26 protein-coding genes and 1 riboswitch are annotated in these 23,691 nt (G+C 72.6%); of the genes, 10 read left to right on the forward strand and 16 right to left on the reverse strand.

Going from position 1 to position 23,691, the window contains the following annotated elements:
- Positions 1-101 precede the first annotated feature (101 nt).
- Positions 102-488, reverse strand: coding sequence for a DUF4440 domain-containing protein (locus K4S16_RS17605; RefSeq protein WP_149260011.1), 387 nt, complete (start codon positions 486-488; stop codon positions 102-104).
- 54 nt (positions 489-542) lie between these two features.
- On the opposite strand from K4S16_RS17605, the gene K4S16_RS17610 reads away from it, so the two are divergent.
- Complete coding sequence (locus tag K4S16_RS17610; RefSeq protein WP_149260012.1) at positions 543-902, forward strand: helix-turn-helix domain-containing protein; 360 nt, start codon at positions 543-545, stop codon at positions 900-902.
- Here the strand turns inward: K4S16_RS17610 and K4S16_RS17615 are convergent, their stop codons facing one another.
- From K4S16_RS17615 to K4S16_RS17625, 3 genes are read right to left on the reverse strand one after another with little or no spacing between them, the layout of a single operon-like run.
- On the reverse strand, positions 903-1,643 hold the full coding sequence (locus tag K4S16_RS17615; protein ID WP_149260013.1) for a tRNA(His) guanylyltransferase Thg1 family protein: 741 nt from the start codon (positions 1,641-1,643) through the stop codon (positions 903-905).
- Positions 1,630-2,109 (reverse strand): ATP-binding protein, encoded by a 480-nt coding sequence (locus K4S16_RS17620; protein ID WP_149260014.1) that lies wholly within the window; start codon positions 2,107-2,109, stop codon positions 1,630-1,632. The genes K4S16_RS17615 and K4S16_RS17620 overlap by 14 nt, the downstream gene beginning before the upstream one ends.
- Positions 2,109-3,104, reverse strand: a complete 996-nt coding sequence (locus tag K4S16_RS17625; protein ID WP_149260015.1) for a nitronate monooxygenase — start codon at positions 3,102-3,104, stop codon at positions 2,109-2,111. Before K4S16_RS17625 ends, K4S16_RS17620 begins: the two co-directional genes overlap by 1 nt.
- Positions 3,105-3,202: 98 nt before the next feature.
- On the opposite strand from K4S16_RS17625, the gene K4S16_RS17630 reads away from it, so the two are divergent.
- Positions 3,203-4,111: a D-isomer specific 2-hydroxyacid dehydrogenase family protein gene (locus K4S16_RS17630; RefSeq protein WP_149260016.1), complete on the forward strand. Its 909-nt coding sequence runs from the start codon at positions 3,203-3,205 to the stop codon at positions 4,109-4,111.
- 21 nt (positions 4,112-4,132) lie between these two features.
- Here the strand turns inward: K4S16_RS17630 and K4S16_RS17635 are convergent, their stop codons facing one another.
- Complete coding sequence (locus K4S16_RS17635; protein WP_149260017.1) at positions 4,133-4,549, reverse strand: nuclear transport factor 2 family protein; 417 nt, start codon at positions 4,547-4,549, stop codon at positions 4,133-4,135.
- Between the two features lie 81 nt (positions 4,550-4,630).
- Between K4S16_RS17635 and K4S16_RS17640 the strand changes: the two genes are divergently transcribed.
- Positions 4,631-5,422, forward strand: coding sequence for a helix-turn-helix domain-containing protein (locus tag K4S16_RS17640; RefSeq protein WP_200841932.1), 792 nt, complete (start codon positions 4,631-4,633; stop codon positions 5,420-5,422).
- Here the strand turns inward: K4S16_RS17640 and K4S16_RS17645 are convergent.
- The 4 genes from K4S16_RS17645 to K4S16_RS17660 all read right to left on the reverse strand — a co-directional run bounded on the left by K4S16_RS17645 (position 5,400) and on the right by K4S16_RS17660 (position 10,440).
- Positions 5,400-6,494 carry an NAD(P)-dependent alcohol dehydrogenase gene (locus K4S16_RS17645; protein WP_149260018.1) on the reverse strand — a complete coding sequence of 365 codons (1,095 nt, stop codon included), beginning with the start codon at positions 6,492-6,494 and terminating at the stop codon, positions 5,400-5,402. The genes K4S16_RS17640 and K4S16_RS17645 overlap by 23 nt on opposite strands.
- A 10-nt stretch (positions 6,495-6,504) precedes the next feature.
- Entirely contained in the window at positions 6,505-7,749 is a 1,245-nt protein-coding gene (locus K4S16_RS17650; RefSeq protein WP_149260019.1) for a cytochrome P450, read from the reverse strand.
- Positions 7,750-7,901: 152 nt separating this feature from the next.
- Complete coding sequence (locus tag K4S16_RS17655) at positions 7,902-8,669, reverse strand: crotonase/enoyl-CoA hydratase family protein (protein WP_200841933.1); 768 nt, start codon at positions 8,667-8,669, stop codon at positions 7,902-7,904.
- Positions 8,670-8,679: 10 nt separating this feature from the next.
- On the reverse strand, positions 8,680-10,440 hold the full coding sequence (locus K4S16_RS17660) for an acyl-CoA dehydrogenase family protein (RefSeq protein ID WP_149260021.1): 1,761 nt from the start codon (positions 10,438-10,440) through the stop codon (positions 8,680-8,682).
- A gap of 91 nt (positions 10,441-10,531) precedes the next feature.
- Here K4S16_RS17660 and K4S16_RS17665 point away from each other — a divergent pair, with 91 nt between their 5' ends.
- Both K4S16_RS17665 and K4S16_RS17670 read left to right on the forward strand, forming a co-directional pair.
- A complete protein-coding gene (locus tag K4S16_RS17665) occupies positions 10,532-11,263 on the forward strand; it encodes a PaaX family transcriptional regulator C-terminal domain-containing protein (RefSeq protein WP_149260022.1) in 732 nt (243 codons plus the stop codon).
- A 9-nt stretch (positions 11,264-11,272) separates the two neighbouring features.
- Positions 11,273-12,463: a hypothetical protein gene (locus tag K4S16_RS17670; RefSeq protein ID WP_149260023.1), complete on the forward strand. Its 1,191-nt coding sequence runs from the start codon at positions 11,273-11,275 to the stop codon at positions 12,461-12,463.
- Here K4S16_RS17670 and K4S16_RS17675 read toward each other — a convergent pair.
- From K4S16_RS17675 to K4S16_RS17700, 7 genes are all read right to left on the reverse strand, one after another.
- The gene (locus tag K4S16_RS17675; protein WP_149260024.1) at positions 12,426-13,256 is read right to left on the reverse strand and encodes a hypothetical protein; all 831 of its coding nucleotides are present in this window, start codon (positions 13,254-13,256) and stop codon (positions 12,426-12,428) included. The two genes, K4S16_RS17670 and K4S16_RS17675, sit on opposite strands and share 38 nt — an antisense overlap.
- Positions 13,257-13,429: 173 nt before the next feature.
- Positions 13,430-14,554 carry a zinc-dependent alcohol dehydrogenase family protein gene (locus K4S16_RS17680; protein WP_149260025.1) on the reverse strand — a complete coding sequence of 375 codons (1,125 nt, stop codon included), beginning with the start codon at positions 14,552-14,554 and terminating at the stop codon, positions 13,430-13,432.
- The gene (locus K4S16_RS17685) at positions 14,551-14,967 is read right to left on the reverse strand and encodes a thioesterase family protein (protein WP_149260026.1); all 417 of its coding nucleotides are present in this window, start codon (positions 14,965-14,967) and stop codon (positions 14,551-14,553) included. Before K4S16_RS17685 ends, K4S16_RS17680 begins: the two co-directional genes overlap by 4 nt.
- Positions 14,968-15,201: 234 nt before the next feature.
- The gene (locus tag K4S16_RS17690; RefSeq protein WP_149260027.1) at positions 15,202-15,825 is read right to left on the reverse strand and encodes a superoxide dismutase; all 624 of its coding nucleotides are present in this window, start codon (positions 15,823-15,825) and stop codon (positions 15,202-15,204) included.
- A gap of 111 nt (positions 15,826-15,936) precedes the next feature.
- Positions 15,937-16,095 (reverse strand): hypothetical protein, encoded by a 159-nt coding sequence (locus tag K4S16_RS44395; protein WP_160160941.1) that lies wholly within the window; start codon positions 16,093-16,095, stop codon positions 15,937-15,939.
- Positions 16,096-16,150: 55 nt separating this feature from the next.
- Positions 16,151-17,173, reverse strand: a complete 1,023-nt coding sequence (locus K4S16_RS17695) for a ribonucleotide-diphosphate reductase subunit beta (RefSeq protein WP_235036870.1) — start codon at positions 17,171-17,173, stop codon at positions 16,151-16,153.
- A complete protein-coding gene (locus K4S16_RS17700; protein WP_149260028.1) occupies positions 17,170-19,593 on the reverse strand; it encodes a ribonucleoside-diphosphate reductase subunit alpha in 2,424 nt (807 codons plus the stop codon). The genes K4S16_RS17695 and K4S16_RS17700 overlap by 4 nt, the downstream gene beginning before the upstream one ends.
- A 160-nt stretch (positions 19,594-19,753) precedes the next feature.
- Positions 19,754-19,897, reverse strand: a riboswitch (cobalamin riboswitch).
- Between the two features lie 161 nt (positions 19,898-20,058).
- On the opposite strand from K4S16_RS17700, the gene K4S16_RS17705 reads away from it, so the two are divergent.
- The 5 genes from K4S16_RS17705 (at position 20,059) to K4S16_RS17725 (ending at position 23,593) form a co-directional block, all read left to right on the forward strand.
- Positions 20,059-20,694 carry a hypothetical protein gene (locus K4S16_RS17705; protein ID WP_149260029.1) on the forward strand — a complete coding sequence of 212 codons (636 nt, stop codon included), beginning with the start codon at positions 20,059-20,061 and terminating at the stop codon, positions 20,692-20,694.
- 75 nt (positions 20,695-20,769) lie between these two features.
- The gene (locus K4S16_RS17710; RefSeq protein ID WP_149260030.1) at positions 20,770-21,480 is read left to right on the forward strand and encodes a YcnI family protein; all 711 of its coding nucleotides are present in this window, start codon (positions 20,770-20,772) and stop codon (positions 21,478-21,480) included.
- Complete coding sequence (locus tag K4S16_RS17715; protein ID WP_235036871.1) at positions 21,477-22,010, forward strand: copper resistance CopC family protein; 534 nt, start codon at positions 21,477-21,479, stop codon at positions 22,008-22,010. Before K4S16_RS17710 ends, K4S16_RS17715 begins: the two co-directional genes overlap by 4 nt.
- 72 nt (positions 22,011-22,082) lie before the next feature.
- A complete protein-coding gene (locus K4S16_RS17720; RefSeq protein WP_149260031.1) occupies positions 22,083-22,850 on the forward strand; it encodes a group II truncated hemoglobin in 768 nt (255 codons plus the stop codon).
- 59 nt (positions 22,851-22,909) lie between these two features.
- Positions 22,910-23,593, forward strand: a complete 684-nt coding sequence (locus tag K4S16_RS17725) for a GNAT family N-acetyltransferase (RefSeq protein WP_149260032.1) — start codon at positions 22,910-22,912, stop codon at positions 23,591-23,593.
- Positions 23,594-23,691: the final 98 nt, after the last annotated feature.

The following is a 23,691-nucleotide window of genomic DNA, read 5'->3' on the forward strand; positions in this document are numbered from 1 at the left end:
GCCGGGGACGTTTCACGGGCGCCAGTACAGCGCCGGGTCCGGGTGCTCGACGAAGCCGAGCTCGCGGTAGAGGGGGGCGCCCTCGCGGAAGGGACTCCGCCCTACGCGCTGGAGGCGGCGGTGCCGAAGGGGTTGTCGAGGACGTAGCGCCAGCGGCCGTCCGGGCCCCGGCGGGCGACGTCGGTGGCGGTGCCTTCGAGGCGGACCGGGCCCTCGTCCCCCTCGCCCTCGATCACCCAGTCCACGATCAGCAGGGCGAGGTCGCCGGAGGCGTAGGCGTGGCGGGGGCTGACCTTGATCGGCAGGCCGAGGGCCATGAAGCGGGCGTTGGCGGCATGGGCGTCGGAGCCGGTCAGCGGGGTGCCCGGCTCGGGGACGAACACCGCCCCCTCCTCGTACAGCTCCGCCACCGCCGCCGGGTCGCCGCTGTTGAAGCGGTCGGCGAACACGAGCATGACGTCCTCGGGGCGTTCGGCCAGTGGGCGCATCGTCCTCCTTCGGGGTAGACAGGGTCGGGACGCGAAACGCTAGGAGGCGCTCTCGTGACTCACCAAACGGTCAGCCGCCCAGGGCTGCCCGACGATCCGCACGCCCGCGTGGCGGAGCCCACGCCCACCTGTCCGGTGGAGATCACCCTGACCGCGCTGCGCGGCCGCTGGACGACCCTGGTGGTCCGCGAGCTCCTGCGGGGCGACCGCTCGTACAGCGAGCTGCGGCAGGCGCTCCCCGCCTTGTCCGACAAGGTGCTCACCGACCGGCTGGCGCATCTCGTCGAGACGGGCGTGATCGAAAGGGAGAGACGGGCGGGCCGGCCGCCGCGCACGCGGTACGCGCTGACTCCGCAGGGTCGCCGGTTGGGGCCGGTTCTCCAGGCGCTCTGGGACTGGGGCGCCGAGCGTTAGTCAGCCCAGGAGGCCCCGGATCATGTCGCGGTAGGCGTCCTTCATGGGGAGATCGCGCTCGGTGCGGATCCGGCGGCGAGTGGCGATCACGTCCGTGCCGCGGATCGGGTCGTGACCCGCCTTCTCGTAGGCCTCCCACCACAGTCCGACGCCGCGCCGCTGCCAGGACGGGACCTCGTTGAAGTTGACGCCGCGCGAGAAGAGCAGTTCGTTCTTGTCGGCGATGGACGTCCGTTCCAGCCTGCGGGTCGCCTGCCGCGCGGACATGCCCTCGTTGCGCAGCGTCCAGTAGCACCAGCCGTTCAGGGCGCACCGCGCCGCGTCGGCCTGGCGCCAGGACAGGTAGTCGACCACGTCCTCGGGGCAGGCGCCCATCCAGACGCGGCCGTCGAAGACGGCGGGCTCTCCGGCGGCGTGGGTGAAGGCGGCGGTGGCGATGCCCGCGGACAGCGAGACGAGCTTCTCCACCTCGCGGCCGAACAGGTCGAAGGCGGGGTCCAGGACGACGGAGATCTCGTCGCTCTCGGTGTAGGCGTACCGCCCGCCGAGCTCGGTGAGCAGGGTGGTCGCGGTGTCCGCCATGAGGGCGGAGAAGCGCGGGTCGAAGGGCTTGTCGAAGCGGCTCTCGGTGTAACGGGAGAAGGAGCGGCCGTCCACGCGCACGACGGCCCAGGCGCCGGGGAGCAGCGTCAGGGAGTGGAACCACTCGCGGGCGCGCATTCGCGCTTCAAGGTCCTTCATCCAGGGGCTCCTCGGGCCGGGTCACGACGAAGCCTCCGGCGCCGTCGTGGCCGACGGAGCAGACCTCGTCGAAGCCGTCGGACGGGCGCGGGCGGCGGAGTCGCTTGAGCGTGGCATGGATCCCGACGTCCGGCACCCGGATTACCGGCGGGCGCGCCGCGTTGCGGTCCCTCGACGCGGCGAAGTCGGGCGGGAACCAGTAGGCGGTAACGCGGGCGCCGTGGCGACGGCCCAAGGCGATGAGCGGCTCCCACTCCTCTGGGGACGGGTTCGTGTTGTCGACGGCGACGCACCGGCCCGATTCGAGGGCCTCGGCGATGAGCCTGACCTGGCGGGCCTGCTTCCGGCGGGCGGACTTCGGGAACAGGTCCTTGCTCACATGGACGTGTGTGGCGGCGAGCCTCTGCCGGTAGAACGTCGTCTTGCCGGACGCTTGCAGGCCGACGAGGATCACGAGTTCGGGCATCAGGCGGGGGTGAGCTCGGCTACCAGGGCGCCGGCGTCGGTTTCGGTCGTCTCGCGGAAGGACTCGCCCGCCCAGAGGTTGACGCCGTCCGGGTCGCCTTGGGCCGCGGACGCCCGGCGCAGCGGCGCCGTCACGTAGTGGACGTCCGGGTAGGCGGCGGGCGCTTCCCCCGAGTGCTCGGCGAGGAAGCGGTTGACGAGCCCCCGCGCGGGACGCCCGCTGAACGCCCTGGTCATCGCGGTGGAGGTGAAGCGGGGGTCGGTCAGGGCGGCCTTGTGGACGTCGCTGGCGCCGCTCTCCGCGCAGCGCAGGAACGCCGTCCCGAGCTGGGCGGCGTCGGCGCCGAGGGACAGGACCTCGGCGACGTCGGAGGCGGTGGCGAGGCCGCCGGCGGCGATGAGGGGCTGCCGGGTGGCCTCGCGGACGGCCGGAAGCAGCGCGCGCAGGGGCTGCGCGTCGTCGAGGGTGTTGGCGAACGAGGCCCGGTGGCCTCCGGCCTCGGGGCCCTGGAGGCAGAGCACGTCGGCCTCGGACGCCCGGAGGGCCTCGTCCACGGAGGTCACGGTGACGATGACGGTGGCGCCGCGGTCCTTGAGCGCGCGGATCACGTCCGGAGTGGGGCAGCCGAACGTGAAGCTGACGAACGCGGGCGGGTCGGACACCAGGTCGGCGATCTTCCCGTCGTAGGCGTCGTCGCGGGCGCCCGGGACGCCCGGCTCGACGCCGAGGCGGGCGGCCTCGGGGGCGAGGCGGGCGCGGTAGCGGGCCACGGCCGCCGGGTCGACCTGGTCCAGGGACGGCATGAAGACGTTCATCCCGAAGGGGCGGGACGTCAGCTTCCGCGTCGCGGCGATGTCGGCGCGCATCGCCTCGGGCGTCTTGTACCCGGCGGCGAGGAAGCCGAGGCCGCCCGCCTCCGAGACGGCGGCGGCCAGCTCCGGCGTCGACGGCCCGCCCGCCATCGGGGCCTGCACGATCGGCTTCTCCGGCCACATGGCGCTCACCTCGTCCGACTCCGGCTCATTATCCGCACGATAATCGCGGGGGACGCCGGGCGGTGAGGCCGGGGTCGCGGGAGGGAAAGGGGATCGGCATGCGGGTGCTGCTGCACTACGACATGGATCACGAGGAGCCCGGCCTCGACATCGTGAGCTGTTCGGAGCAGGACGACGCCCGGTTCGCCGAGCTGCTGCCCGGGACCGAGGTGCTCTGGCACGTGCTGCGCCCGGTGACGGCCGCCGACATGGACCGGGCGCCGAAGCTGCGGCTGATCCAGAAGCTCGGCACCGGCGTGAACACCATCGACCTGGACGCGGCGGCCGAGCGCGGGATCGCGGTCGCGAACATGCCGGGCCGCAACGCGCAGGCGGTGGCGGAGACGTCGCTGCTGCTGATGCTGGCGGTGCTGCGGCGGGTCGTCCCGTTCGACGCCCGGACGCGGCGCGGCGAGGGCTGGCCCGCCGACCGGGCCCTGGTGGGCGGCGAGCTGGCCGGACGGACGGTCGGGCTCCTCGGCGGCGGCGAGATCGCGACGCTGCTGCGCGGGATGCTGGAGGCGATCGGGGCGACCGTGCTCTACACGACCCGGCGGCCCAGGCGCGAGGACCCGGCCTGGCGGGAGCTGGACGACCTGCTGCGCGCCAGCGACATCGTGTCCGTGCACATCCCGTTGACCGACGAGACCCGTCATCTTCTCGACGCCGAGAGGCTCGCGCTCCTGCCAGAGGGTGCGATCGTGGTGAACACGGCGCGCGGCGCGGTGATCGACGAGCAGGCGCTGGTGGCGGCGCTCAGATCGGGGCGCCTGGGCGGCGCCGGGCTGGACGTCTTCGAGAAGGAGCCCGTCGACGCCGGCAACCCGCTGCTGTCCCTCGACACTGTCGCGGTCATGCCGCACGTCGCGTGGCTGACCCGCGAGACGTGGGACCGGTACTTCGCGGTCGCCGCGGAGAACTGCCGCCGCCTCGCGCGCGGCGACGGCCTCCTCCACCGCGTCGTCTGAGACCCGGTCGGACGCGTGCGGTCAGGCTTCGGCGGTCTCCCACCAGGTGAGGTTGGCGGCCGCCCGGGCCACCGGCTCGATGATCTCCCAGGCCTCGGCGATCAGCCCGTCCTCGACCCGCCAGACGTCGACGACCGCGATCTCCGGCCCGTCCGGGAGCCGCCGCCGCGTGTGCAGGACCACGTGGTCGCCGTCGGCCAGCAGGTGGCGGATCTCGACCTGCATGGCGGCGAGCGGGGTGAGCGCCGCCTGCACGGCGGCGAGCCATTCCGTCTTGGTCGAGGAGGTCGCGTCCGGCCGGTGGTGCACGAAGCCGTCGCTGAGCAGCGGCCGGAGCCCGTCGGTGCTGCCCGTCGTGATCAGTTCCGACAGTGCCCGCTGGACGATCTCCTTGTTGGCCAGGGACGCTGCGTCGTTCGGGAATGCGGTGTTGGTCATGGGCGCAGTGTTTCCGCGACCGTGGCGGATTGTCGATGAAGTCCCATTTCATGGCGTCCCGCCGCACGATGAGTACGCTCGATGACCGTGCACACGGTCGGGGAGCTCCTGCGGCAGTGGCGGCATCGCCGGCGGCTCAGCCAGCTCGACCTCGCGATCGCCGCCGACGTCTCCGCCCGGCACGTCAGCCTCGTCGAGACGGGCAGGTCCAACCCGAGCGCCGCCATGATCCTGCGGCTTGCGGAGCATCTCGACGTGCCGCTGCGCGACCGCAACCGGCTGCTGCTCGCGGCCGGATTCGCGCCCCGGTACTCCGAACGGCCGCTCGACGACGACGCGCTGTCCGCCGCCCGGAACGCGGTCGAACGCGTGCTCCGCGCGCACGAGCCGTACCCGGCGCTGGCCTTCGACCGCCGGTGGGACATCGTCATGACCAACCGCGCCATCGAGCCGTTCCTCGCCGAGGTCGACCCCGAGCTGCTCCGGCCGCCGGTCAACCTGCTGCGGCTCGGCCTGGACCCGCGCGGGCTCGCCCGCCTGGTCGTCAACCTGTCCGACGTGCGCGCGGTGTTCCGCTCCCGGGTCAGGCGCCAGCTCGCCGCCGCCCCCGACCCCGGGCTCGCCGCCCTCTACGAGGAACTGCTGGAGCCCGGAGCCGAGGAAGCGCCGGCCGGCGCCGATGTCACGATCCAGATGGTCGTCCGCTTCAGGGGGCGGGAACTGCGGATGTTCTCCACCATCACCACGTTCGGCACCCCCCTGGACATCACGCTGGACGAGGTCGCCGTCGAGTCGTACTACCCGGCGGACGCCGAGACCGCCGCCTACTTCGAGGGCCCCGGGAAGGGGCTCACGGGATCAGGACGGGCTTGACGACCTTGCCGGACGTCGTGTCCGCCTCCGCCTCGTTGATCTGGGCGAGCGGGTAGGCGGCGACGAGCCGGTCGAACGGGAACCGGCCCTGCCGCCACAGCTCGATCATCCGCGGGATGAACGTGTGCGGGACGGCGTCGCCCTCGATGATGCCCTTGACCGTCCGCCCCATGAGCAGGAGGTTGGCGTCCAGCCGGTACTCGGCGGCGCCGACGCCGACCAGGCCGCAGACGCCTGTGGTGCGCAGCGACGCGACCGCCGTCGAGACGACCTCCGGGACGGCCGTCGAGTCGAGCGCGTACTGCACGCCCTCGCCGCCGGAGATCGCCCGGATCTGTCCGGCGATGTCGTCGTCCGCCCCGTTCAGGGCGTGCGTGGCGCCGAGTTCGCGGGCCAGGTCGAGCCGGGACTCGTGCAGGTCGACCGCGACGATCACGGAGGCGCCCGCGACCCGCGCGGCCATCACCGCGGACAGCCCCACCGCGCCCGCGCCGAAGACCGCGACGCTGTCGCCGGCGCGGACGCCGAGCGAGACCAGCATGGAGGCGGCCCCGGTCTGCACGCCGCAGCCGAGCGGCCCGAGCACGTCCAGGGGGACGTCCTTGGTCACCGGGACGACGTTGCGCGCGGTTCCGAGGGCGTGGCTCGCGAACGACGACTGCCCGAACCAGCGCGTGTGGACGGGCTCGCCGCCCGGGCCGGTGGCGCGGGGCGTGCCGTCCAGCGGCATCGCGAGCATGTTGAGCGCGGTCATCTGGGGGCAGGCGCCGGGCTTGGCCGCGCGGCAGTTCTCGCACGTCCCGCACGAGTCGAACGACATGACCACGTGGTCGCCAACGGCGAGGCCGGTGACGCCGGGGCCGACCGCCTCGACCACGCCGGAGCCCTCGTGCCCGAGGACGACCGGCTTGGTGATCAGGTCACCGGGGATGCGTCCGAGCATGTCGGTGTGGCACATCCCCGCGCCCGCGACCTTGACGAGGACCTCGCCGGGGCCCGGGTCGGCGAGGTCGAGCGACTCGATCGTGTAGGGGGCGTCTGCGGCGCGCAGCACCGCGGCTTCGATCTGCACCAGGGGTTCCTTAGGCGAGGGAGTAGCGGATGGGGAGGCGCTTGAGGCCGCCGACGAAGGTGGTGGCGATGCTCTCGGGCGCTCCGGCGAGCTCGATGGAGCCGAGGCGGGGCAGCAGTTCCTCGAAGAAGGCGCGGACCTCGATGCGGGCCAGCGCCGCGCCCAGGCAGTAGTGGACGCCGAAGCCGAACGCCAGGTGCTTGTTCGGGTCGCGCCCGACATCGAAGCGGAACGGGTCGTCGAAGGCGTCCTCGTCCCGGTTCGCGGACGGGTAGGACAGCAGCACCGCCTGGCCCTCGCGGATGGTGGTGCCGCGCAGCTCGTAGTCCCGCGCGGCGGTGCGCATGAACTCCTTGACCGGGGTGACCCAGCGGATCATCTCGTCCACGGCGAGCGGCATCAGCTCCGGCTCGTCCTGGAGCCGCTTGAGCTGGTCGGGGTGCTCGACGAGGGCGTGCAGGCCGCCGGAGATCGTCGCGCTGGTCGTGTCGTGCCCGGCCGTCGCGATGATGACGTAGTAGGACGCGGTGTCGAAGTCGTTCAGCGGCTCGCCGTCGATGCGCGCGTTCGCGATGGCGGAGGCGAGGTCGTCGGTCGGGTGCTTGCGGCGCTCCTCCGTCAGGCCCTGGAAGTAGGCGAAGAAGTCGAGCAGGACCTGGAGCTTCTCCTCGTTGGTCGTGCCCCGCTGGAGCTCGTCGTCGTCGCCTCCGAACAGCTCCTGCGTCAGCTTCAGCATGCGGTCGAAGTCGCTCTCCGGCAGGCCGAGCAGCGACAGGATCACGTAGAGCGGGAAGTGGACGGCGACCTCGCGCGCGAAGTCGCACTCGCCGCCGAGGTCCACCATCCGGTCGACGTACCGCTTCGCCAGCTCGCGGACGCGCGGCTCCAGGGCCCGCATCGCGCGGGGCCGGAACCAGTCGGCGCCGATCGCCCGGACGACCCGGTGGTCGGGGTCGTCCATGTGGATGAGCGTGCGCAGCGCGATGCCCTGCTCGGCGCGCTGCCGGTTCAGCTCGTCGAACTCGGCGGTGCCGAGCAGCGGGCGCGGCGCGTTCAGGAAGATCTCGTGGTTGCGCTCGATCTCCAGGACGTCCTCGTGCCTGGTGATCCCCCAGAACGGGGTGTAGTCGGGGGCCTCCACCCAGTGCACCGGGGACTCGCGGCGCAGCAGCGCGAGGGAGTCGTGGAACCGCCGGTCATCGGCGTAGGCCTTCGGGTCGGCGAGCGCCAGGCCCGCCTCGTCCAGGGTCAGCATCAGCGCTTCACTCCTCGGTCACGGCGGCCGCCCACCAGGAACCTACGGGCCCGAATCGCATTCGGTCAACGACCTACGGGCCGATGGCGCACGGGCCCGCGGGGCGAACACGGGGTCCAAACGGGCGCGGGGCCACAGAACGGGCACGCGGCTCAGATGTCGGTGAAGTCTCCGTGGCGGCCGCGGCCGCTCGCGAACCTCCCGGCGCCCTTGACCGCGTCCTCCATGGAGCCGAGGCCGTGCCGGTACTCGGCGGCGATCGCCTCGTCCTCGGACAGGCCCTCCGCCTCCAGCGCCGACAGCCGGTCGCCCCGGAGGCAGGCCTGCGGGAACCGGGCCAGCTCGGCCGCCAGCTCCTCGGCCGCCTCCCGCGCCTTCCCCAGCGGGACGAGCCGGTTGGCGAGGCCGATCTCGAACGCCTCCCGCCCGTCCACGGGCCGTCCGGTGAGGATCAGGTCCATGGCGCGGCTCGCGCCGATCAGCCGCGGGAGCCGGACCGTCCCGCCGTCGACGAGCGGGACGCCCCAGCGCCGGCAGTAGACCCCGAACGTGGCCGTCTCCTCCACGACGCGCAGATCGCACCACAGCGCCAGCTCCAGGCCGCCGGCGACGGCATGGCCCGCGACCGCCGCGATGACCGGCTTCGACAGGCGCATCCGCGTGCAGCCGAGCGGCGCGTCGGCCGGGGGCGGGTCGAGGCGCGGGCCGCGGTCGGTGCCGACCGACGTGAGGTCGGCGCCGGAGCAGAACGTCCCGCCCTCGCCCCACAGGACGGCGACGCTCGCGCCGTCGTCCGCGTCGAACTCGCGGAACGCCGCTGCCAGCTCGCGCGCCGTCGCGCCGTCCACCGCGTTGCGCGTCGCGGGGCGCGACATCACCACCGTGGTCACCGGGCCGTCCCGCTCGATCCGTACCGCCACGCGCAGCCTCCTAGTCGCCGGTGAACGCGCCGTCCGCCAGGTCCTCGAAGCGCTCGAGATCGTCCGCCGGGGCGTCGATGCCCCGCAGCGGGCCGGGGTCGGCGAGGTGGCTCCGAGCGTAGAGGCGCGCGACCAGCGCCTTGCGGTCCGTGCCGGAATCGGCGCGCTCCCACCCGGCCTGCTCCAGCAGCAGCGCCGCCGCGTACACGTCGGCCATGTACTGGGCGAGCGGGTAGAGGCGGGCTTCGGCCACGGTCCTGTCGAGCCCGCGCCACTTCTCTATGGCCTCGCGGAGATGCCCGATGCTCTGCCCGACCAGCGCGGCCGTCTCGTCGTCCCCGCCAGGCGCCTGCTCGACGGCCTGGGCGAGCCGTTCGAGGAACGGCTCATGGGCGTTCTGCCGCTCGATCGCGCGGCGGACGTCCAGGCACAGGATGTTGTCGCCGCCCTCCCAGATGGGGTTGACCTGCGCGTCCCGGAGGATCCGCGCGACCGGCCACTGCTCGATGTAGCCGTTCCCGCCGTGGATCTCGATGGCGTCGCTCGCGGCCGTCACGCCCAGCCGGGCGGCCCGCAGCTTGATGAGCGCGGCCCCCAGGCGCAGCCGGGGGCGTCCCAGGTACCCGTCGAAGACGAGCGCCTGCACGGCCTCGGTCTCCACGATCAGCTCGGCGAGCTTGCGGCGCATGAGCGGCTGCGCCCCCAGCGGCGCGCCGAACGCCTCGCGGGCCCGCGCGTAGCAGAGCGACTCGACGAGGGCCCGCCGCGCACAGCCGAGGCCCATCATGGAGATGCCGAGCCGGGCGCCGTTCGTCAGCTCCATCATGCGGGCGAGGCCCTTGCCGTCCCCGCCCTCGCCCGCGCTCGACGCCGGGGCCAGCAGGAACGCCTCCGCGTCGGTGAACTCGATCTCGGCCGACGCCACCGAGCGCGTGCCGAGCTTGTCCTTGAGCCGCCGGATCCGGACGCCGTTGCGCGAGCCGTCCCGCCGCTCCCGCAGGACGAGGAACGGCGCGATGCCCCGGACGCCGTCCACGGCGCCTTCCGGCTTGGCCAGCACCACGAACGCCGAGCCGTTGGCGTTGGACGCGAACCACTTGAACCCGTTGAGGCGCCAGGCGTCACCCTCCCGCGACGCGGTCGACTCCAGCGCGCCGAGGTCCGAGCCGCCCGACCGCTCGGTGAGCATCTGTGCGGCCTCGCCGGACATCTCCCCGGCCGCGAACAGCTCCCGCACCCGCGCCTTGACGTCGTCCGGTGCGAACATCTCCGTCAGCCCCACGACCATGTCGCCGCCGGTGCCGAGCGCGCACGCCATGCCGATGTCGGCCTGGTCGAGCAGGTAGCTCCACGCCACGCCCATCGGCGCGGGGTCGACGCCGGCGCGCTTCGCCTCGGCGACGAAACCGGGCCGGGTGAACGACGTCGCCACGATGTCCCGGCGCGCCGCCTCGAACGAGGGCGGCATCACGACCTCGCTGATGTCGCGTCCCCACCGGTCGTACTTCTCCAGGCGGGGCGGGTTGCGGTCGGTCTCCTCGGCCCGCCCGGCGATCGGCCCGCCCATCAGCGCGCCCATGTCCCTGAGCCGGGGCTCGGCCCAGCCGAAACCCTCTCCCAGGTGCCGCCGCATGAGGAACCGAAGCGTGGGGTCGCAGTCGTACCAGTTGCGGCCGACCGCGCCTCGGTAGCGCTCGGTCGCGTACCGGCGCGCCTTCTCCGCGCCCCCGAACGGCAGCCGGTCGAACGACTCGATGAGGTAGGACGCCATGGCTCGACATTACACTTAGCTCTCACGCGACGGAAAGACTGTAATCTGAGGACGGGGCCACCCCGGGTCCCCGGTAGGGTCACGACCAGCCATGGACAGCCTGGAGATTCGCCCGCTCACCGCTCGGTCCGTCGTCCTGAGCACCCTGCTGGGCGTCCACCCGCCCCGGCTCCCGGCCCGGTACCTCGTCCGCGTCGGCGAGCTGTTCGGCATCGCGGAGGGGACGATCCGGGTGGCGCTCTCGCGCATGGTCGCCGCCGGCGACCTCGTCCAGTCCGGCGGCATGTACGCCCTCACCGAGCGCCTCCTCGCCCGCCAGGCCCGCCAGGACGAGGCCCGCCTCCCCCCGACCCGCCCCTGGGACGGCGGCTGGGAGATCGCCGTCATCACCGCCGAGCGCCGTCCCGCCGCCGACCGCGCGGCGCTGCGGCAGGCGATGTCGACCATGCGGCTGGCCGAACTGCGGGAGGGCACCTGGCTGCGCCCGGCGAACGTGACCCGCCCGCGGCCCGAGCCCGTCCTGCGCCAGTGCACCTTCCTCACCGGCCGTCCCGAGGGCGACCCCGCCGCCCTGGCCGCGTCCCTGTGGGACCTCGACGCCTGGACGGCCAAGGCCCACGCCCTGCGCACCGCCCTGGCCGAGGCCGCCTCGATCGCCGAGCGCTTCACCTACGCGGCGGCCATCCTGCGCCACCTGCTGAACGACCCGCTCCTCCCCCCGGAACTGCTGCCTCCCGACTGGCCCGGGCCCGACCTGCGCGCCCACTACGAGGCCTTCGAAGCGGACTTCGAGCAGCTCCTCACCACCCACGTCCTCGCCTGAAGCCCGGGCATGGGACGGGCCTGGAGCATCGCGGCGGCGGTCATCGCCGCAGTGTTCTTATCGATCACCCAGTGGGACACGGCCGCCCACATCCCGCCGTACCTGACCGCCTTCCGCTACGGCGACGACCCCATCGCCAGGGTCTTCTCCTTCTTCGCTCCGCTGACGCCGCACGACTCCGTCGGCCCCCATCTGCGGCCGTGGATCTGGCCGCTGCGGTTCGGCGTCTACCTGCTGACCACCGCGCTCGTCTATCTCGTCGCACGCTCCCTCACGGCGAGGACGGGTATCGCCGGGGCCGTCCTCCGCTGGACGAGCGCGGTGATGCTGGCCTTCGGAGCCGGCGAGGTGGCGGCGCTGACGATCGTGATCCTCGACGGGCTCGGCGACCCGCCGGGCGTCTCCCTGGCGATCGTGATCGACACGCGATGGGACCGCCACTTCTGGCCCTCCGACGCGCTGTTCGCCGGTGTCGGCATGGCCCTGTGGACCGGGGTCCCGCTGGCAGGACTTTACCTGGCGCACCGCGTCTGGCGGGCGAGACGGCCCGACCACGTCCCCGACGTGCTCGCGGGGGCTGTCAGCGACCTGCCGGGGCGGGCGCGCCACATCGCCACGGTCGGCATCATTCCCGCGGTGTGCCTGGCCTTCCTCGGCGGCGCCACCACATTCATCTCCTCGGACGACGGCCGGGTCTCGCTGCCGGAAGCGCTGTCGAACATCTCGCTCTATCCGAGGCTGCGACCGAAACCGCCGCCGAACGCGGTCGACGACTGGCTCGCCCCAAAGGACGGCGAGAGGTTCATGTTCTACTCCGGCCTCAAGGAGAGTTGGCCGGTGTCGACCGCCGTGGCGCTCGTCTTCATCGCGCTGTTGTGGCTGCTGCTGTGGTGGGTCGTCTCCCGGATGGAGCCAGGGGCTCGACACGGCACCCTGCAGGCGTTCCTCTTCGGATGGTCGCTCACCGTTCTCACCGGTGCCCTGACCGGGCTCTTCCATGCCGCGCTGTCCCGCGTGACCTACGGGAGCAGCATCGGTTTCGGGACGCAGGTGACGCTCATCCTGCCGTTCGCGATGCGGTTCGGCGCCGTCTGGGGGTGGCTCGTCGGCCTGGCCGTCGCGTTCTCCTACCGGAGAAGCCGATTCCTCGGCGCGGCCGGAGCTACGGACACTTCGGCGGAGCCGGAGACGACTCCTTGAGCAGCTTCGCGTACTTGGCCGCCGGCACCTTCGTGTAGTGCTGCCTCTGGCAGTTCAGCCCGTCCATGAACACCGCCTGGTACCGCGCGACGTCGGCGAGCCTGCCGGTCAGCGCGAACAGCCGGTTCCCCGGAGCCCTGATCGACATCTGGTGGCGCCCGCCGCCCGCGATGTAGTCGACCTGCACGCTCCACTGGCAGTACGGCCCCTCCTTGGACGCGGGCCTACCTGGACGCCCGATGGTCGCCACGATCGCGAGCGTCTCCTTCTTGCCCTTCTCCAGGGTCAGCCGCTGCGCCTTGGGGCCGACGAAGAACGGGGAGAGCCTTCCGTCCTCGTTCCGCTGGAAGACCGGGCGCGGGCGCGGGCCGTCGACCACGAGGAAGAGCGCGATCTTGTCGCCCGCCCCCGCGCTCGGGTTCTCGATGAGCGCGCCCGACGGCGCCGGGCCGCACCGCCCGCCGGCCATGACCGGGCGGACGTCCACGATCTCCACGTCCTCGTTCCGGCGGGTCTCGACGGTGATCTCCCAGCGGGAGGTGCCGACGTCGATCGCGCCGTGCGCGGCCAGCCACTCGTCGGTCAGCGAGTCCGGCGGCGCCGCACCGCCGGGGAGCGCGTCTCCGCCGCCCTTTCGCGCCGGCACGAGAACGTCGTTGCCGGCGTCGAGGTCATGGTAGACGTCGACGACCCGGATCGCCTCGCCCGCCGAGACCGAGTCGGCCACCTCCCCGGGCGTCAGCCAGCCTTCGCCCACCGCTCGGAGCGTGTCCTGGAAATAGGCGGCGGTCACGGCCATGACGATGAGCGATAACCAGGCGAACGGCTGCTGGTACCAGCGTTTTCGCGAAGGGGGCCGATGGGCGTTCCTGGGCTGCCTGCGCCCGCTGCCATGCCGAGTGCTCATCCACGCCCGCATCGCTCGCCTTCTGGTGAATCAAGACGTTAACACGCGAGTCTGTTTCTTCAAGGAAACGTGATCAGCTGGCGGACGGCCTCGGCGGTGTGGAGGCGGTCGAAGCCCTCGTTGACGGCGTCGAGGGGAAGACGGCCGCTGAGGAGGGCGTCCACGGGGAGGGAGCCGTCGCGGTAAAGGCCGATGAAGCGGGGGACGTCGCGCCTGGGGACGCACGAGCCGAGGTAGCTGCCGCGCAGGGTCCGCTCCTCGGCGACGAGGCTGAGCGCGGGCAGGGACAGCGGCGCGCCGGGGGCGGGGAGGCCGACCGTGACGGTCGTGCCGCCGGGGCGGGTGGCGGCGTAGGCCTGTTCGAGGACGGCGACGACGCCCGTCGTCTCGATGACCTTCTCCGCGCCGCCGGACGTGAGGTCGCGGACCGCCTCGACGGCGTCCGGGCCGCCCGCGACGGGCCGGGCTCCGAGGCGCTCGGCGAGGTCGCGCTTGTGGGCGACGACGTCCAAGGCGAGGACGGTGGAGGCTCCGGCGGCCTTGGCGGCGAGGACGGCGGACAGGCCGACGCCGCCGAGGCCGAAGACGGCGACGGTGTCGCCCGGGGCGACGGCGGCGCTGTGGAGGGCGGCGCCGGCCCCGGTGAGGACGGCGCAGCCGAACAGCGCGGCGATGTCGAAGGGCAGGTCGCGGTCGACCTTCACGGCGGACCGCGCCGAGACGACGGTGTACTCGGAGAACGCCGAGACGCCGAGGTGGTGGTTCGGGCGGGTGCCGTCCGGGGCCCGGAACCGCCTGCCGCCGCCGAGCAGGGTTCCGGCGCCGTTGGCCTGGGCGCCCGGTCCGCACAGGGCGGGGCGTCCGGCGACGCAGCGCTCGCAGTGCCCGCAGGCCGGGACGAACGCGAGGACGACGTGGTCGCCGGGGGCGAACTCGGTACCGGGCCCGGTCTCGACCACCTCGCCCGCGGCCTCGTGCCCGAGGGCCATCGGGAGGGGGCGCGGCCTCGACCCGTTGATGACGGACAGGTCGGAGTGGCAGAGGCCGGCGGCGCCGATCCGGACCAGCAGCTCGCCGTGGCCGGGCGGGTCCAGGCGCAGGTCGGCGATCTCCAGGGGACGGGACGCGGCGTAGGGGGCGGGGCGTCCCGACTCGACGAGGACGGCGGCGCGGGTCGCGGTCATGAGGCGAGCAGCTTCTGCATCTCGGTGCGGACCGCTCCGGTGATCTCGACCGGGCGGCGGGTGTCCCGGTCGACGAAGACGTGCACGAAGTGGCCCTCGGCGACGAGCGCGCCGTCCGACCCGCGCAGCATGCCGATCTCCCACCGGACGCTGGAGCGGCCGAGCTTCCCGACGCGGAGCCCCACGCGGATCATGTCGGGGAACGAGACCTCGGCCTTGTACTCGCAGTGGGACTCCACGCAGAGCGCGATCGAACCGGAGGTCGCGGGGTCGAAGCCGGCGGTCCGGATCATCCACTCGTTAATGACGGTGTCCATCAGCGAGTAGTGGACGACGTTGTTGACGTGCCCGTAGACGTCGTTGTCCTTCCACCGCGTGGGGACATTCTCCCAGTACAGGTACTCGCCGGTCATGGGGAGAAGAGTAAGGGGCGGGTCCTGGGCGGCGCCGCATCGGCCGGTCATAACGGTGACCGTGCAAAATGTCAGCCGGGTGCGCGAGTGCGCGCGCCCAACGGTGCGGTGCGACCGGCAGGGTGCGTGCCCGCAAGGCGGAAGCGGCGTTCACCAGGCCGCGAGGAAAGGTTCTGAGCACGATCCCGGCCAGGTGAACGCCGCCTCTCAGCGGCGCCGCGCGGACGCCGCCGTCTATCGGGCCGCGGCGGCACCGGACGGCGTGCGGGCCGCGTCGAAGCGGGCCTTCACGTCCGTCCAGTTCACGAGCGACCAGAGCTTCTCCACGTAGTCCGGGCGGACGTTGCGGTACTGCAGGTAGTAGGCGTGCTCCCAGGCGTCGAAGACCAGCAGCGGGGTCGTGCTCATGCCGACGTTGCCGTGGTGGTCGTAGACCTGCTCGACGACGAGGCGCCCGCCGAGGGGCTCCCACGCGAGGACGCCCCAGCCGGAGCCCTGCACGGTGGAGGTCGCCGCCGTGAGCTGCTTCTGGAACGCCTCGAACGTCCCGAAGTGCTCGTCGATGGCCGCCGCGAGGTCCCCGTCTGGGCGGTCGCCGCCGTCCGGCGACAGGTTGTCCCAGAAGATCGAGTGCAGGACGTGGCCGGAGAGGTTGAACGCGAACGTCTTCTCCAGGCCGACCAGCCCGCCGAACTGCTCCTTGTCGCGCGCCTCGGCGAGCCTCTCCAGCGTGTCGTTGGCGCCCTTGACGTAGGCGGCGTGGTGCTTGGAGTGGTGCAGCTCCAGGATCTCGCCGGTGATCGCCGGCTCCAGGGCGGCGTAGTCGTAGGGCAGGTCGGGAAGCGTGTAGTCGGCCATGCGGCCACTATTGCAAACGAGTTGCAGTTACGTCCAGTGCGCAATACGAGCGGGACCCGCCCCCGGGGCGGGGACGGGTCCGGTGCTCGGTATCGGGTGGTCGGCCGGTGCTCAGTAGCGGCGGCGGCCTCCACCGCCGCGACCTCGTGACAGCAGTCCGCGGATCTTGGCCTGGGTGCGGGGGTCCCGGGCGAGCCGTTCCGCCCGCGCCCGCGCCTTGCGCCCCTGCGGGCTGCGGGCGAACCGCATGATCTTGTCCATGAGCGGCACGTTCTTCCTCCTCGGGCTGGTCTTTACCGTTCAACGACTGCCCGTTCTGGAAGGTTCAGAACGCCTCGTCGAGCGCGACCGTCCCCTCGACCCCGATCTGGTAGGCCGAAACGCGCCTTTCGAAGAAGTTCGACAGCTCCTGGACGTCCTGCAACTCCATGAACGCGAACGGGTTCGCGGTGCCGTAGCGGGCCGGCAGGCCGAGCCGGACGAGCCGCTGGTCCGCGACGTATTCGAGGTAGGCGCGCATGTCGCCGGCGCTCATGCCGGGCAGACCGTCCCCGCACAGGTCGCGGGCGAACGCCAGCTCCGCTTGGACGGCCTCCTCCATCATCGTGGTGACCTGGGCCGTCAGCTCGGCGTCGAAAAGCGCGGGCTCCTCGGCCCGGACGGTGTCGACCACCGAGAAGGCGAAGTCCATGTGCATGCTTTCGTCCCGGAAGACCCAGTTGGTCCCGGACGCGAGGCCGTTCAGCAGGCCCCGCGACCGGAGCCAGTAGACGTAGGCGAACGCGCCGTAGAAGAACAGCCCCTCGATGCAGGCCGCGAAGCAGATGAGGTTCAGCAGGAACGCCCTGCGGTCTGCGGCGGTGCGGAGCTCGTCCAGGGAGCCGAGCGAGTCGATCCATCGGAAGCAGAACTCCGCCTTGGACCGGATGGACGGGATGTGCTCGATCGCCGCGAACGCCTTGGCGCGCTCGTCCGAATCGGGCAGATAGGTGTCCAGGAGGGTCAGGTAGAACTGTACGTGCACGGCCTCCTCATATAGCTGCCTCGACAGGTAGAGCCGGGCCTCCGGCGCGTTCACGTGCTTGTAGAGGTTGAGCACCAGGTTGTTCGCCACGATCGAGTCGCCGGTGGCGAAGAACGCGACGAGCCGGTTGACGAGGTGCAGCTCGGCGGGCGTGAGCCGGGCGAGGTCCGCCAGGTCGGAGGCGAGGTCGACCTCCTCCACCGTCCAGGTGTTGCGGATCGCGGCCCGGTACCGCTCGTAGAAGTCCGGGTAGCGCATGGGCCGCAGGGTCAGGTCCATGCCGGGGTCGAGGAGCATGCCCCGTCCCTCCGCTCGCTCGTTCACTGGCACGCCTCGCAGGTCTCGGGGTTCTCCAGGGAGCACACGGCCGCGGCGACCGTCGTCTGCGCGATCCGCGTCGCCGGACGCGACCGCAGGTAGTAGGTCGTCTTGAGCCCGGCCCGCCACGCGTAGGCGTACATCGAGGAGAGCTTGCCGATCGTCGGCGTCTCCATGAACAGGTTCAGCGACTGCGACTGGTCGATGTACGGGGTGCGGGCGGCGGCGAGGTCGATGAGCGCCTTCTGCGGCAGCTCCCAGGCCGTCCGGTAGAGCGACAGCATCTCCTCCGGCAGGTCGACGAGCCCCTGGACGGACCCGTTCGCCTTCTTGACCGCCTCGCGGACCGCCGGCGTCCACAGCCCGAGCGACTTCAGGTCCTCGACCAGGTAGCGGTTGATCTGCAGGAACTCGCCGGACAGCGTCTCGCGCTTGAACAGGTTGGACACCTGCGGCTCGATGCACTCGTAGCAGCCCGCGATGGACGCGATCGTCGCGGTCGGCGCGATCGCGACGAGCAGCGAGTTGCGCAGGCCCACCTCCGCGACCCGGGCGCGAAGGGCGTCCCAGTCGGCGGGACGGGACGGCGCCGCGTCAGGGAAGTGGTCCAGGTGGAGCTTGCCGCGCGCGGTGCGGGTCATGCCGTAGGCGGGCAGCGGCCCGTGGGCGGCGGCGAGGTCGGCGGACGCGTTGTAGGCGGCCAGCGCGATCTCCTCGGCGATGCGCGTCGACAGCTCGCGCGCCTCGTCCGAGTCGAACGGCAGGCGGAGCGTGAAGAACACGTCCGCGAGCCCCATCACGCCGAGCCCGACCGGCCGCCACTTGCGGTTCGCCTTCTCCGCCTCGGGCGTGGGGTAGAAGCCGCGGTCGATGGTGCGGTCCAGGAACCGGACGGCGGTGCGGACCGTCGAGCGGAGCCGCTCCCAGTCGACGCCGGACGGCCCCACGTGCGCGGCCAGGTTCACCGATCCGAGGTTGCAGACGGCCGCCTCGCCGTCGCCCGTCACCTCCAGGATCTCCGTGCAGAGGTTCGACAGGTGGACGACCTTGCCGGGCTCGGCGGTCTGGTTGCAGGCGCGGTTGGCGGCGTCCTTGAACGTCATCCACCCGTTGCCGGTCTCGGCGAGAGTCCTCATCATCCGCCCGTACAGCTTGCGGGCCGGGATCTGCCGGACGAACCGCCCCTCCCGCTCCGCCGCCCGGTACGCCTCGTCGAACTCGTCGCCCCACAGGTCGGTCAGCTCGGGGACCTCCTTCGGGTCGAACAGCGACCACGTCCCGTCGGCCTCGACGCGGCGCATGAACTCGTCCGGGATCCAGTTGGCCAGGTTGAGGTTGTGGGTGCGGCGCGCGTCCTCGCCGGTGTTGTCGCGCAGCTCCAGGAACTCCTCGACGTCGGCGTGCCACGGCTCCAGGTAGACGCACGCCGCGCCCTTGCGGCGGCCGCCCTGGTTGACCGCGGCCACGGACGAGTCGAGCGTGCGCAGCCACGGGACGATCCCGTTGGAGTGCCCGTTGGTGCCCCGGATCAGCGAGCCCCGCGACCGGACCCGCGTCCAGGAGATGCCGATGCCGCCCGCGTACTTGCTGAGCCGCGCGACCTGGCCGTACCGGTCGTAGATCGACTCCAGCTCGTCGCGCGGCGAGTCGAGCAGGAAGCACGAGGAGAGCTGCGGGCGGCGGGCCCCGGAGTTGAACAGCGTCGGCGAGCTGGGCAGGTACGACAGCGTGCTGAGCAGCCCGTACAGCTCGGCGGCCTCATCCACGGCCGTGTCGCCTGTGGGAGGCCGACCCCCCACACCCCCCGGCCCGACTTCGTCGGGGACTGTGTCGCCCGTGGGGGGCCGACCCCCCACACCCCCCGGCCCGACCGCGTCGGGAAATACGAGCCCGCAGGCCACCCGCAAGAAGAAGTGCTGCGGTCGCTCAAGGACGAGTCGCGACGTCGGATGCCTCAGCAGGTAACGGTCGTAGACGGTGCGAAGCCCGAAGTACTCGAACCGGTCATCGGCCCCGAACGCGCCTTCCGAGGCGGGACGTTCTCCCACGCCCCCCGAACTCTCGTCGATGAGCGCGTCGAGCCGGGCGGCGTTGGCGGCGACGAAGGCGGCCAGGTCGTCCGCCAGGAGCCCCTCGCGGTGCGCGGCGGCGACCGACTCGGCGAACGTGCGGACGCCCGCGGCCGCGGCCTCGTCCCGGATCCGGCCGCCGAGCAGGCGCGCGGCGACCCTGGAGTATCCGGGCTCGGCGGGGATGAGCGCGGCGGCCTCCCCGATCGCGAGGTCCCGCAGCGCCATCGCGTCGAGGCCGTCCGCGGACCGGACCGCGGCCAGCACCCGGCCGGCCTCGACCCCCGGTACCGCCTCGCAGGCCGCCTCGACCTCGGCCGTGATCTCCGCCGGCGGCGCGGCCAGAGCCTGTGTCACGTGCTTCTCCCCTCGCAAGCCGCCTCGCGAAGGCATGCGAACGGCGCGCGGCGGCAGGCCGCGCTCCGCCCCCGGCCCACCCGCGAGGCCTGGACGTGTCGATCCGGGACGGACCCGGACCCCCGAAAATGAGGCCGGTCGCCCGGCCTCGCGTGCGGGCAGGTCTTCGGACTCGCGGGCGCCGCCTCTCCCGAGGCGTCCTACTGGCCGTCGCTTCCCAGGCCCTTCGGCCCAGTGCTCGATGACGGCGGTCGTTCCCGCTCACCGCTGCGGGGCAGTCCCGGACTCCCACCGGGTTCCCTCTCACGCCGCCCCCGCCGCGAAACGGCGGGGGCGGACCAGCACGGGGTTGAACCCTACATCTAGTTGACGATCAACGCACAAGCCCAAGATGTTGGGCGTGTCGGCGCGGTGTCCGGGGTCGGCTGCGCATCCCGCACCGCGGGTGGGACGATGGTCAGCGTCATGATCCCCCATGCGTCGCAGCCGCTGTTCCGGGCCGCGCGCGCGGTGGTGTTCGCCACCGTGTGCGCCACGCTCGCGATCCTCGGGCACGTCCTGGCGGGCGGCGCGGCGGTGCCGCCCTGGGCGGCGATCATGGGATTCGGGGCCGTCCTGGGCGTGACGCTGATGCTGGCGGGCCACGAGCGCTCGCTCGCGACGATCCTGGGCGGGCTCCTCGGCGGGCAGTTCGCCCTGCACACGCTGTTCACGGCGGCCACCGCCCCGGCGGCCCACACCATGCCCGAGACTCACGCCGCCATGACGGGCGCCATGGAACCCGTCGCGCTCCCCACCGCGCATGGCGGGAACGGCCTGGTCATGACGCTCGCGCACTGCACGGCCGCGCTGGTGGCCGCATGGTGGCTGCGACGAGGCGAGCGGGCCGCGTGGTCACTCGCCCGGCGGGTCGCCGCCTTCGCGGACCGCCCGATCCGGCTGCTGCTGGCTCTGCTCGCCGTCGAACCGGCCGAGCCTCCAGTGAGCCCCTGCCGGACCGAGTCGGCGGCGGACACTGTCACGGCCCTGGGGCGGGTCCTGCGGCACCAGGTCGTCCGGCGGGGTCCCCCGCCGCGTTCGAGGGCGCTCGCTCACCTCTGAGCGGAGCGCCGTACGCCACCGGACGCCGACTCGCGGCGCCCGGTCGTTCCCGTACGACTCGAACGGAGTTCCGCAATGCCCTTCCTTCCGCATGCCCGGCGCGCCGGCGCGGTCGCGTCCCTCGCCGCACTGTCCGTGATCGGCCTGGCCGCGGCGGCGTCCGCGCACGTCAGCGTCAACCCCAAGACCGCCGAGCAGGGCTCGTACACCAAGGTCTCGTTCCGCGTGCCGAACGAGCGCGACGACGCGTCCACCACCAAGCTCGTGGTGAACTTGCCGGTCGACCACCCGCTGTCGTCGGTGTCGGTCCGGCCGACGCCCGGCTGGACGGTGAAGGTGGAGAAGTCCAAGCTGCCGAAGCCCGTGAAGACGGAGGGCGGCGAGCTGACCGAGGCCGTCACGAAGATCACCTGGACCGGCGGCCGGATCGAGCCGGGCCGGTTCGAGGAGTTCGACGTCTCGATGGGGCCGCTGCCGACCGACACAGACCGGCTCGTCTTCAAGGCCGACCAGACCTACTCCGGCGGCGAGGTCGTCAAGTGGGACCAGCCACCCGCCGAGGGGGCGAACGAGCCGGAGCACCCCTCGCCGGTGCTCAAGCTCCTCCCCAAGGGCTCGCTGACCGCCACCGGCCTGACCGCCCAGGTGAAGCCCGCCGCTGCGGCGTCGTCCGCGTCGCCCGACGACGGGACGGCCCGGCTGCTCGGCGGCATCGGCATCGCGGTCGGCGTGGCCGGCATCGCGGTCGGGGCCTACGGCCTGACCCGGGCGCGGAGCCGGGCATGATCCGGGCGGTGCTGCGCGGGGCCGCCGGCTCCGCGGTTCTCGCGGCGGTCCTGGCGACGACCGCGGTCCCGGCGTCGGCGCACACCGCGCTGGCGTCGGCGAGCCCGGCGAAGGGCTCGGCGGTCGCGCCCCCGTCCCAGATCGTCCTGACGTACACGGATCCGGTGCGGCTGCCGCGCGTGGTCGTGACCGACGCGTCGCGCAAGCAGTACCAGGCCGGGTCGGCGCAGGCGGTCGACAACAAGGTCACCCAGGCGGTGAACGGCAAGCTGCCCAACGGCGAGTACACGGTGGGCTGGCGCGTCGTGGCGTCGGACGGCCATCCGGTCGAGGGCACCTACACGTTCACCGTGCGGGGCTCGACAGGTGCCGCCCAGCCCGCGACACCGGCGCCGTCCCGGACGGCCGTCGCCGGCACCGGGGATTCGGGCGGCTCGTCGGGGTGGCTCTGGATCGGCCTGATCGCCCTGGTCCTCGCGGCCGCGGCCGGCACCGTCGCCTGGCTGCGCCGCTCCTCCGCCCAGGATTGATCGTTTTCGCTTCCGGTCGGGTGATTACAGGATTACAGTGATAGCCCGACCGGAAGCAGCCTGGGGGCGCCAATGATCGTCGAGTACATCCGCTACAGCATCGATCCGGGGGACGCCGAGGAGTTCGAGGCCGCCTACGCGCGGGCCGCCGTCCCCCTCGCCGCGGCGCCGCAGTGCGTCGACTACGAGCTGTCCAGGTGCGTCGACGAGCCGTCGTCCTACATCCTGCGCATCTGCTGGACGTCGGCCGACGACCACATGCGCGGCTTCCGGGGCGGCGAGCACTTCCCCGCGTTCTTCGCCGAGATCAAGCCGTACGTCCAGCGGATCGAGGAGATGCGGCACTACGAGCGGACGGCCGTGCGCGGCGCCGGGTCGTCCGTCCCGACCATGTACGACTGGGCGGGCGGGAGCGAGGCGCTGGAGCGGCTCACCGAGCACTTCTACACGAACGTCCTCAAGGACGACCTGCTCCGCCCCCTCTTCGAGCACATGGCCCCGGACCACCCGAAGTGGGTCGCGGCGTGGCTCGGCGAGGTCTTCCGCGGACCCGAGCGCTACAGCCGCGAGCGCGGCGGCTACCACTCCATGGTGCGGCACCACCTCGGCAGGTCCATCACCGAGGCGCAGCGCCGCCGCTGGGTCTCGCTCCTCATGGACGCGGCGGACGAGGTCGGCCTCCCGGACGACCCGGAGTTCCGCGCCGCGTTCGCGTCCTACATCGAGTGGGGCACGCGCATCGCCCTCGCCAACTCCCAGCCGGGCGCCGAGCCGCCCCTCGAAGCCCCCATGCCCCACTGGGGCTGGGGCGTCGCCCCGCCCTACATCCCCTCGAAGTAGCCCAAGGCAGTAGCATCCAGGGCGCTGATCTGCACGCACGTCCTGAGAGGTAATGCACGGTGGTGGACCTCGGCGACGTGGTGCTCGACGACCCTGTGGGCGAGTCGCTCCGCGGCCGCCACGCGCACCTCGCCCGCCGCCTCGGCCGGGCCGCGACCTACCTGCCGGGAGTCGCGACCTTCTCGACGGTGTCCACCGACCCGGACCCGGCGGAGTGGGCCGATCTCGCTCAACTGCTGGGCCGGGGCGAACTCGCCGACATGTTCAGCAGCCCCGCGGTCCCGCCGCCGGACTGGGAGCCGGTCTTCGTCCTCGAAGGCCGGCAGATGGTCTGGTCCGGCGGCGGCGAGGCCGGCACCGGCGTGGTGGAGCTGGGCGCGGACAGCGTGCCCGAGATGCTCGACCTCGTCGCGCGGACCCGACCGGGGCCGTTCTGGCCGCGCACCCGCGAACTCGGCGCCTATCTGGGCGTCCGCGAGAACGGCGTGCTGGTGGCGATGGCGGGCGAACGGCTCCGGCCTCCCGGCTGGACGGAGATCAGCACCGTCTGCACCGCCCCCGAGGCGCGCGGGCGCGGCCACGCCGCCCGCCTGGTCCGCGCGCTCGCGGCCCGCGTCACGGCCCGGGACGAGCGCCCGTTCCTGCACGTGGCCGAGGCGAACACCCAGGCGATCGCGCTCTACGAACGGCTCGGCTTCAAGACCCGCAAGCACGTGACCTTCCGCGGCTTCCGGATTCCCTGACCGCCGAAGGCACCGCAAAGCCGTTCCGGTATAGGCTTTGCCGCGTTCCTGCGACAGGGGAGGTTGATGAATATGGCCCGCGCGGCGCTTCGTCAGCA

This window comes from Actinomadura sp. K4S16, from assembly GCF_008327685.1.
Classification (GTDB): Bacteria; Actinomycetota; Actinomycetes; order Streptosporangiales; family Streptosporangiaceae; genus Spirillospora.

What these genes read in the sequence shown, in the direction of transcription:
- K4S16_RS17605 (WP_149260011.1), bottom strand. Translation starts at nt 488, where the DNA reads ATGCGCCCACTGGCCGAACGCCCCGAGGACGTCATGCTCGTGTTCGCC.
- K4S16_RS17615 (WP_149260013.1), bottom strand. Translation starts at nt 1,643, where the DNA reads ATGAAGGACCTTGAAGCGCGAATGCGCGCCCGCGAGTGGTTCCACTCC.
- K4S16_RS17620 (WP_149260014.1), bottom strand. Translation starts at nt 2,109, where the DNA reads ATGCCCGAACTCGTGATCCTCGTCGGCCTGCAAGCGTCCGGCAAGACG.
- K4S16_RS17625 (WP_149260015.1), bottom strand. Translation starts at nt 3,104, where the DNA reads ATGTGGCCGGAGAAGCCGATCGTGCAGGCCCCGATGGCGGGCGGGCCG.
- K4S16_RS17630 (WP_149260016.1), top strand. Translation starts at nt 3,203, where the DNA reads ATGCGGGTGCTGCTGCACTACGACATGGATCACGAGGAGCCCGGCCTC.
- K4S16_RS17635 (WP_149260017.1), bottom strand. Translation starts at nt 4,549, where the DNA reads ATGACCAACACCGCATTCCCGAACGACGCAGCGTCCCTGGCCAACAAG.
- K4S16_RS17640 (WP_200841932.1), top strand. Translation starts at nt 4,631, where the DNA reads ATGACCGTGCACACGGTCGGGGAGCTCCTGCGGCAGTGGCGGCATCGC.
- K4S16_RS17650 (WP_149260019.1), bottom strand. Translation starts at nt 7,749, where the DNA reads ATGCTGACCCTGGACGAGGCGGGCCTGGCGCTCGCCGACCCGAAGGCC.
- K4S16_RS17660 (WP_149260021.1), bottom strand. Translation starts at nt 10,440, where the DNA reads ATGGCGTCCTACCTCATCGAGTCGTTCGACCGGCTGCCGTTCGGGGGC.
- K4S16_RS17665 (WP_149260022.1), top strand. Translation starts at nt 10,532, where the DNA reads ATGGACAGCCTGGAGATTCGCCCGCTCACCGCTCGGTCCGTCGTCCTG.
- K4S16_RS17670 (WP_149260023.1), top strand. Translation starts at nt 11,273, where the DNA reads ATGGGACGGGCCTGGAGCATCGCGGCGGCGGTCATCGCCGCAGTGTTC.
- K4S16_RS17680 (WP_149260025.1), bottom strand. Translation starts at nt 14,554, where the DNA reads ATGACCGCGACCCGCGCCGCCGTCCTCGTCGAGTCGGGACGCCCCGCC.
- K4S16_RS17685 (WP_149260026.1), bottom strand. Translation starts at nt 14,967, where the DNA reads ATGACCGGCGAGTACCTGTACTGGGAGAATGTCCCCACGCGGTGGAAG.
- K4S16_RS17690 (WP_149260027.1), bottom strand. Translation starts at nt 15,825, where the DNA reads ATGGCCGACTACACGCTTCCCGACCTGCCCTACGACTACGCCGCCCTG.
- K4S16_RS17705 (WP_149260029.1), top strand. Translation starts at nt 20,059, where the DNA reads ATGATCCCCCATGCGTCGCAGCCGCTGTTCCGGGCCGCGCGCGCGGTG.
- K4S16_RS17710 (WP_149260030.1), top strand. Translation starts at nt 20,770, where the DNA reads ATGCCCTTCCTTCCGCATGCCCGGCGCGCCGGCGCGGTCGCGTCCCTC.
- K4S16_RS17715 (WP_235036871.1), top strand. Translation starts at nt 21,477, where the DNA reads ATGATCCGGGCGGTGCTGCGCGGGGCCGCCGGCTCCGCGGTTCTCGCG.
- K4S16_RS17720 (WP_149260031.1), top strand. Translation starts at nt 22,083, where the DNA reads ATGATCGTCGAGTACATCCGCTACAGCATCGATCCGGGGGACGCCGAG.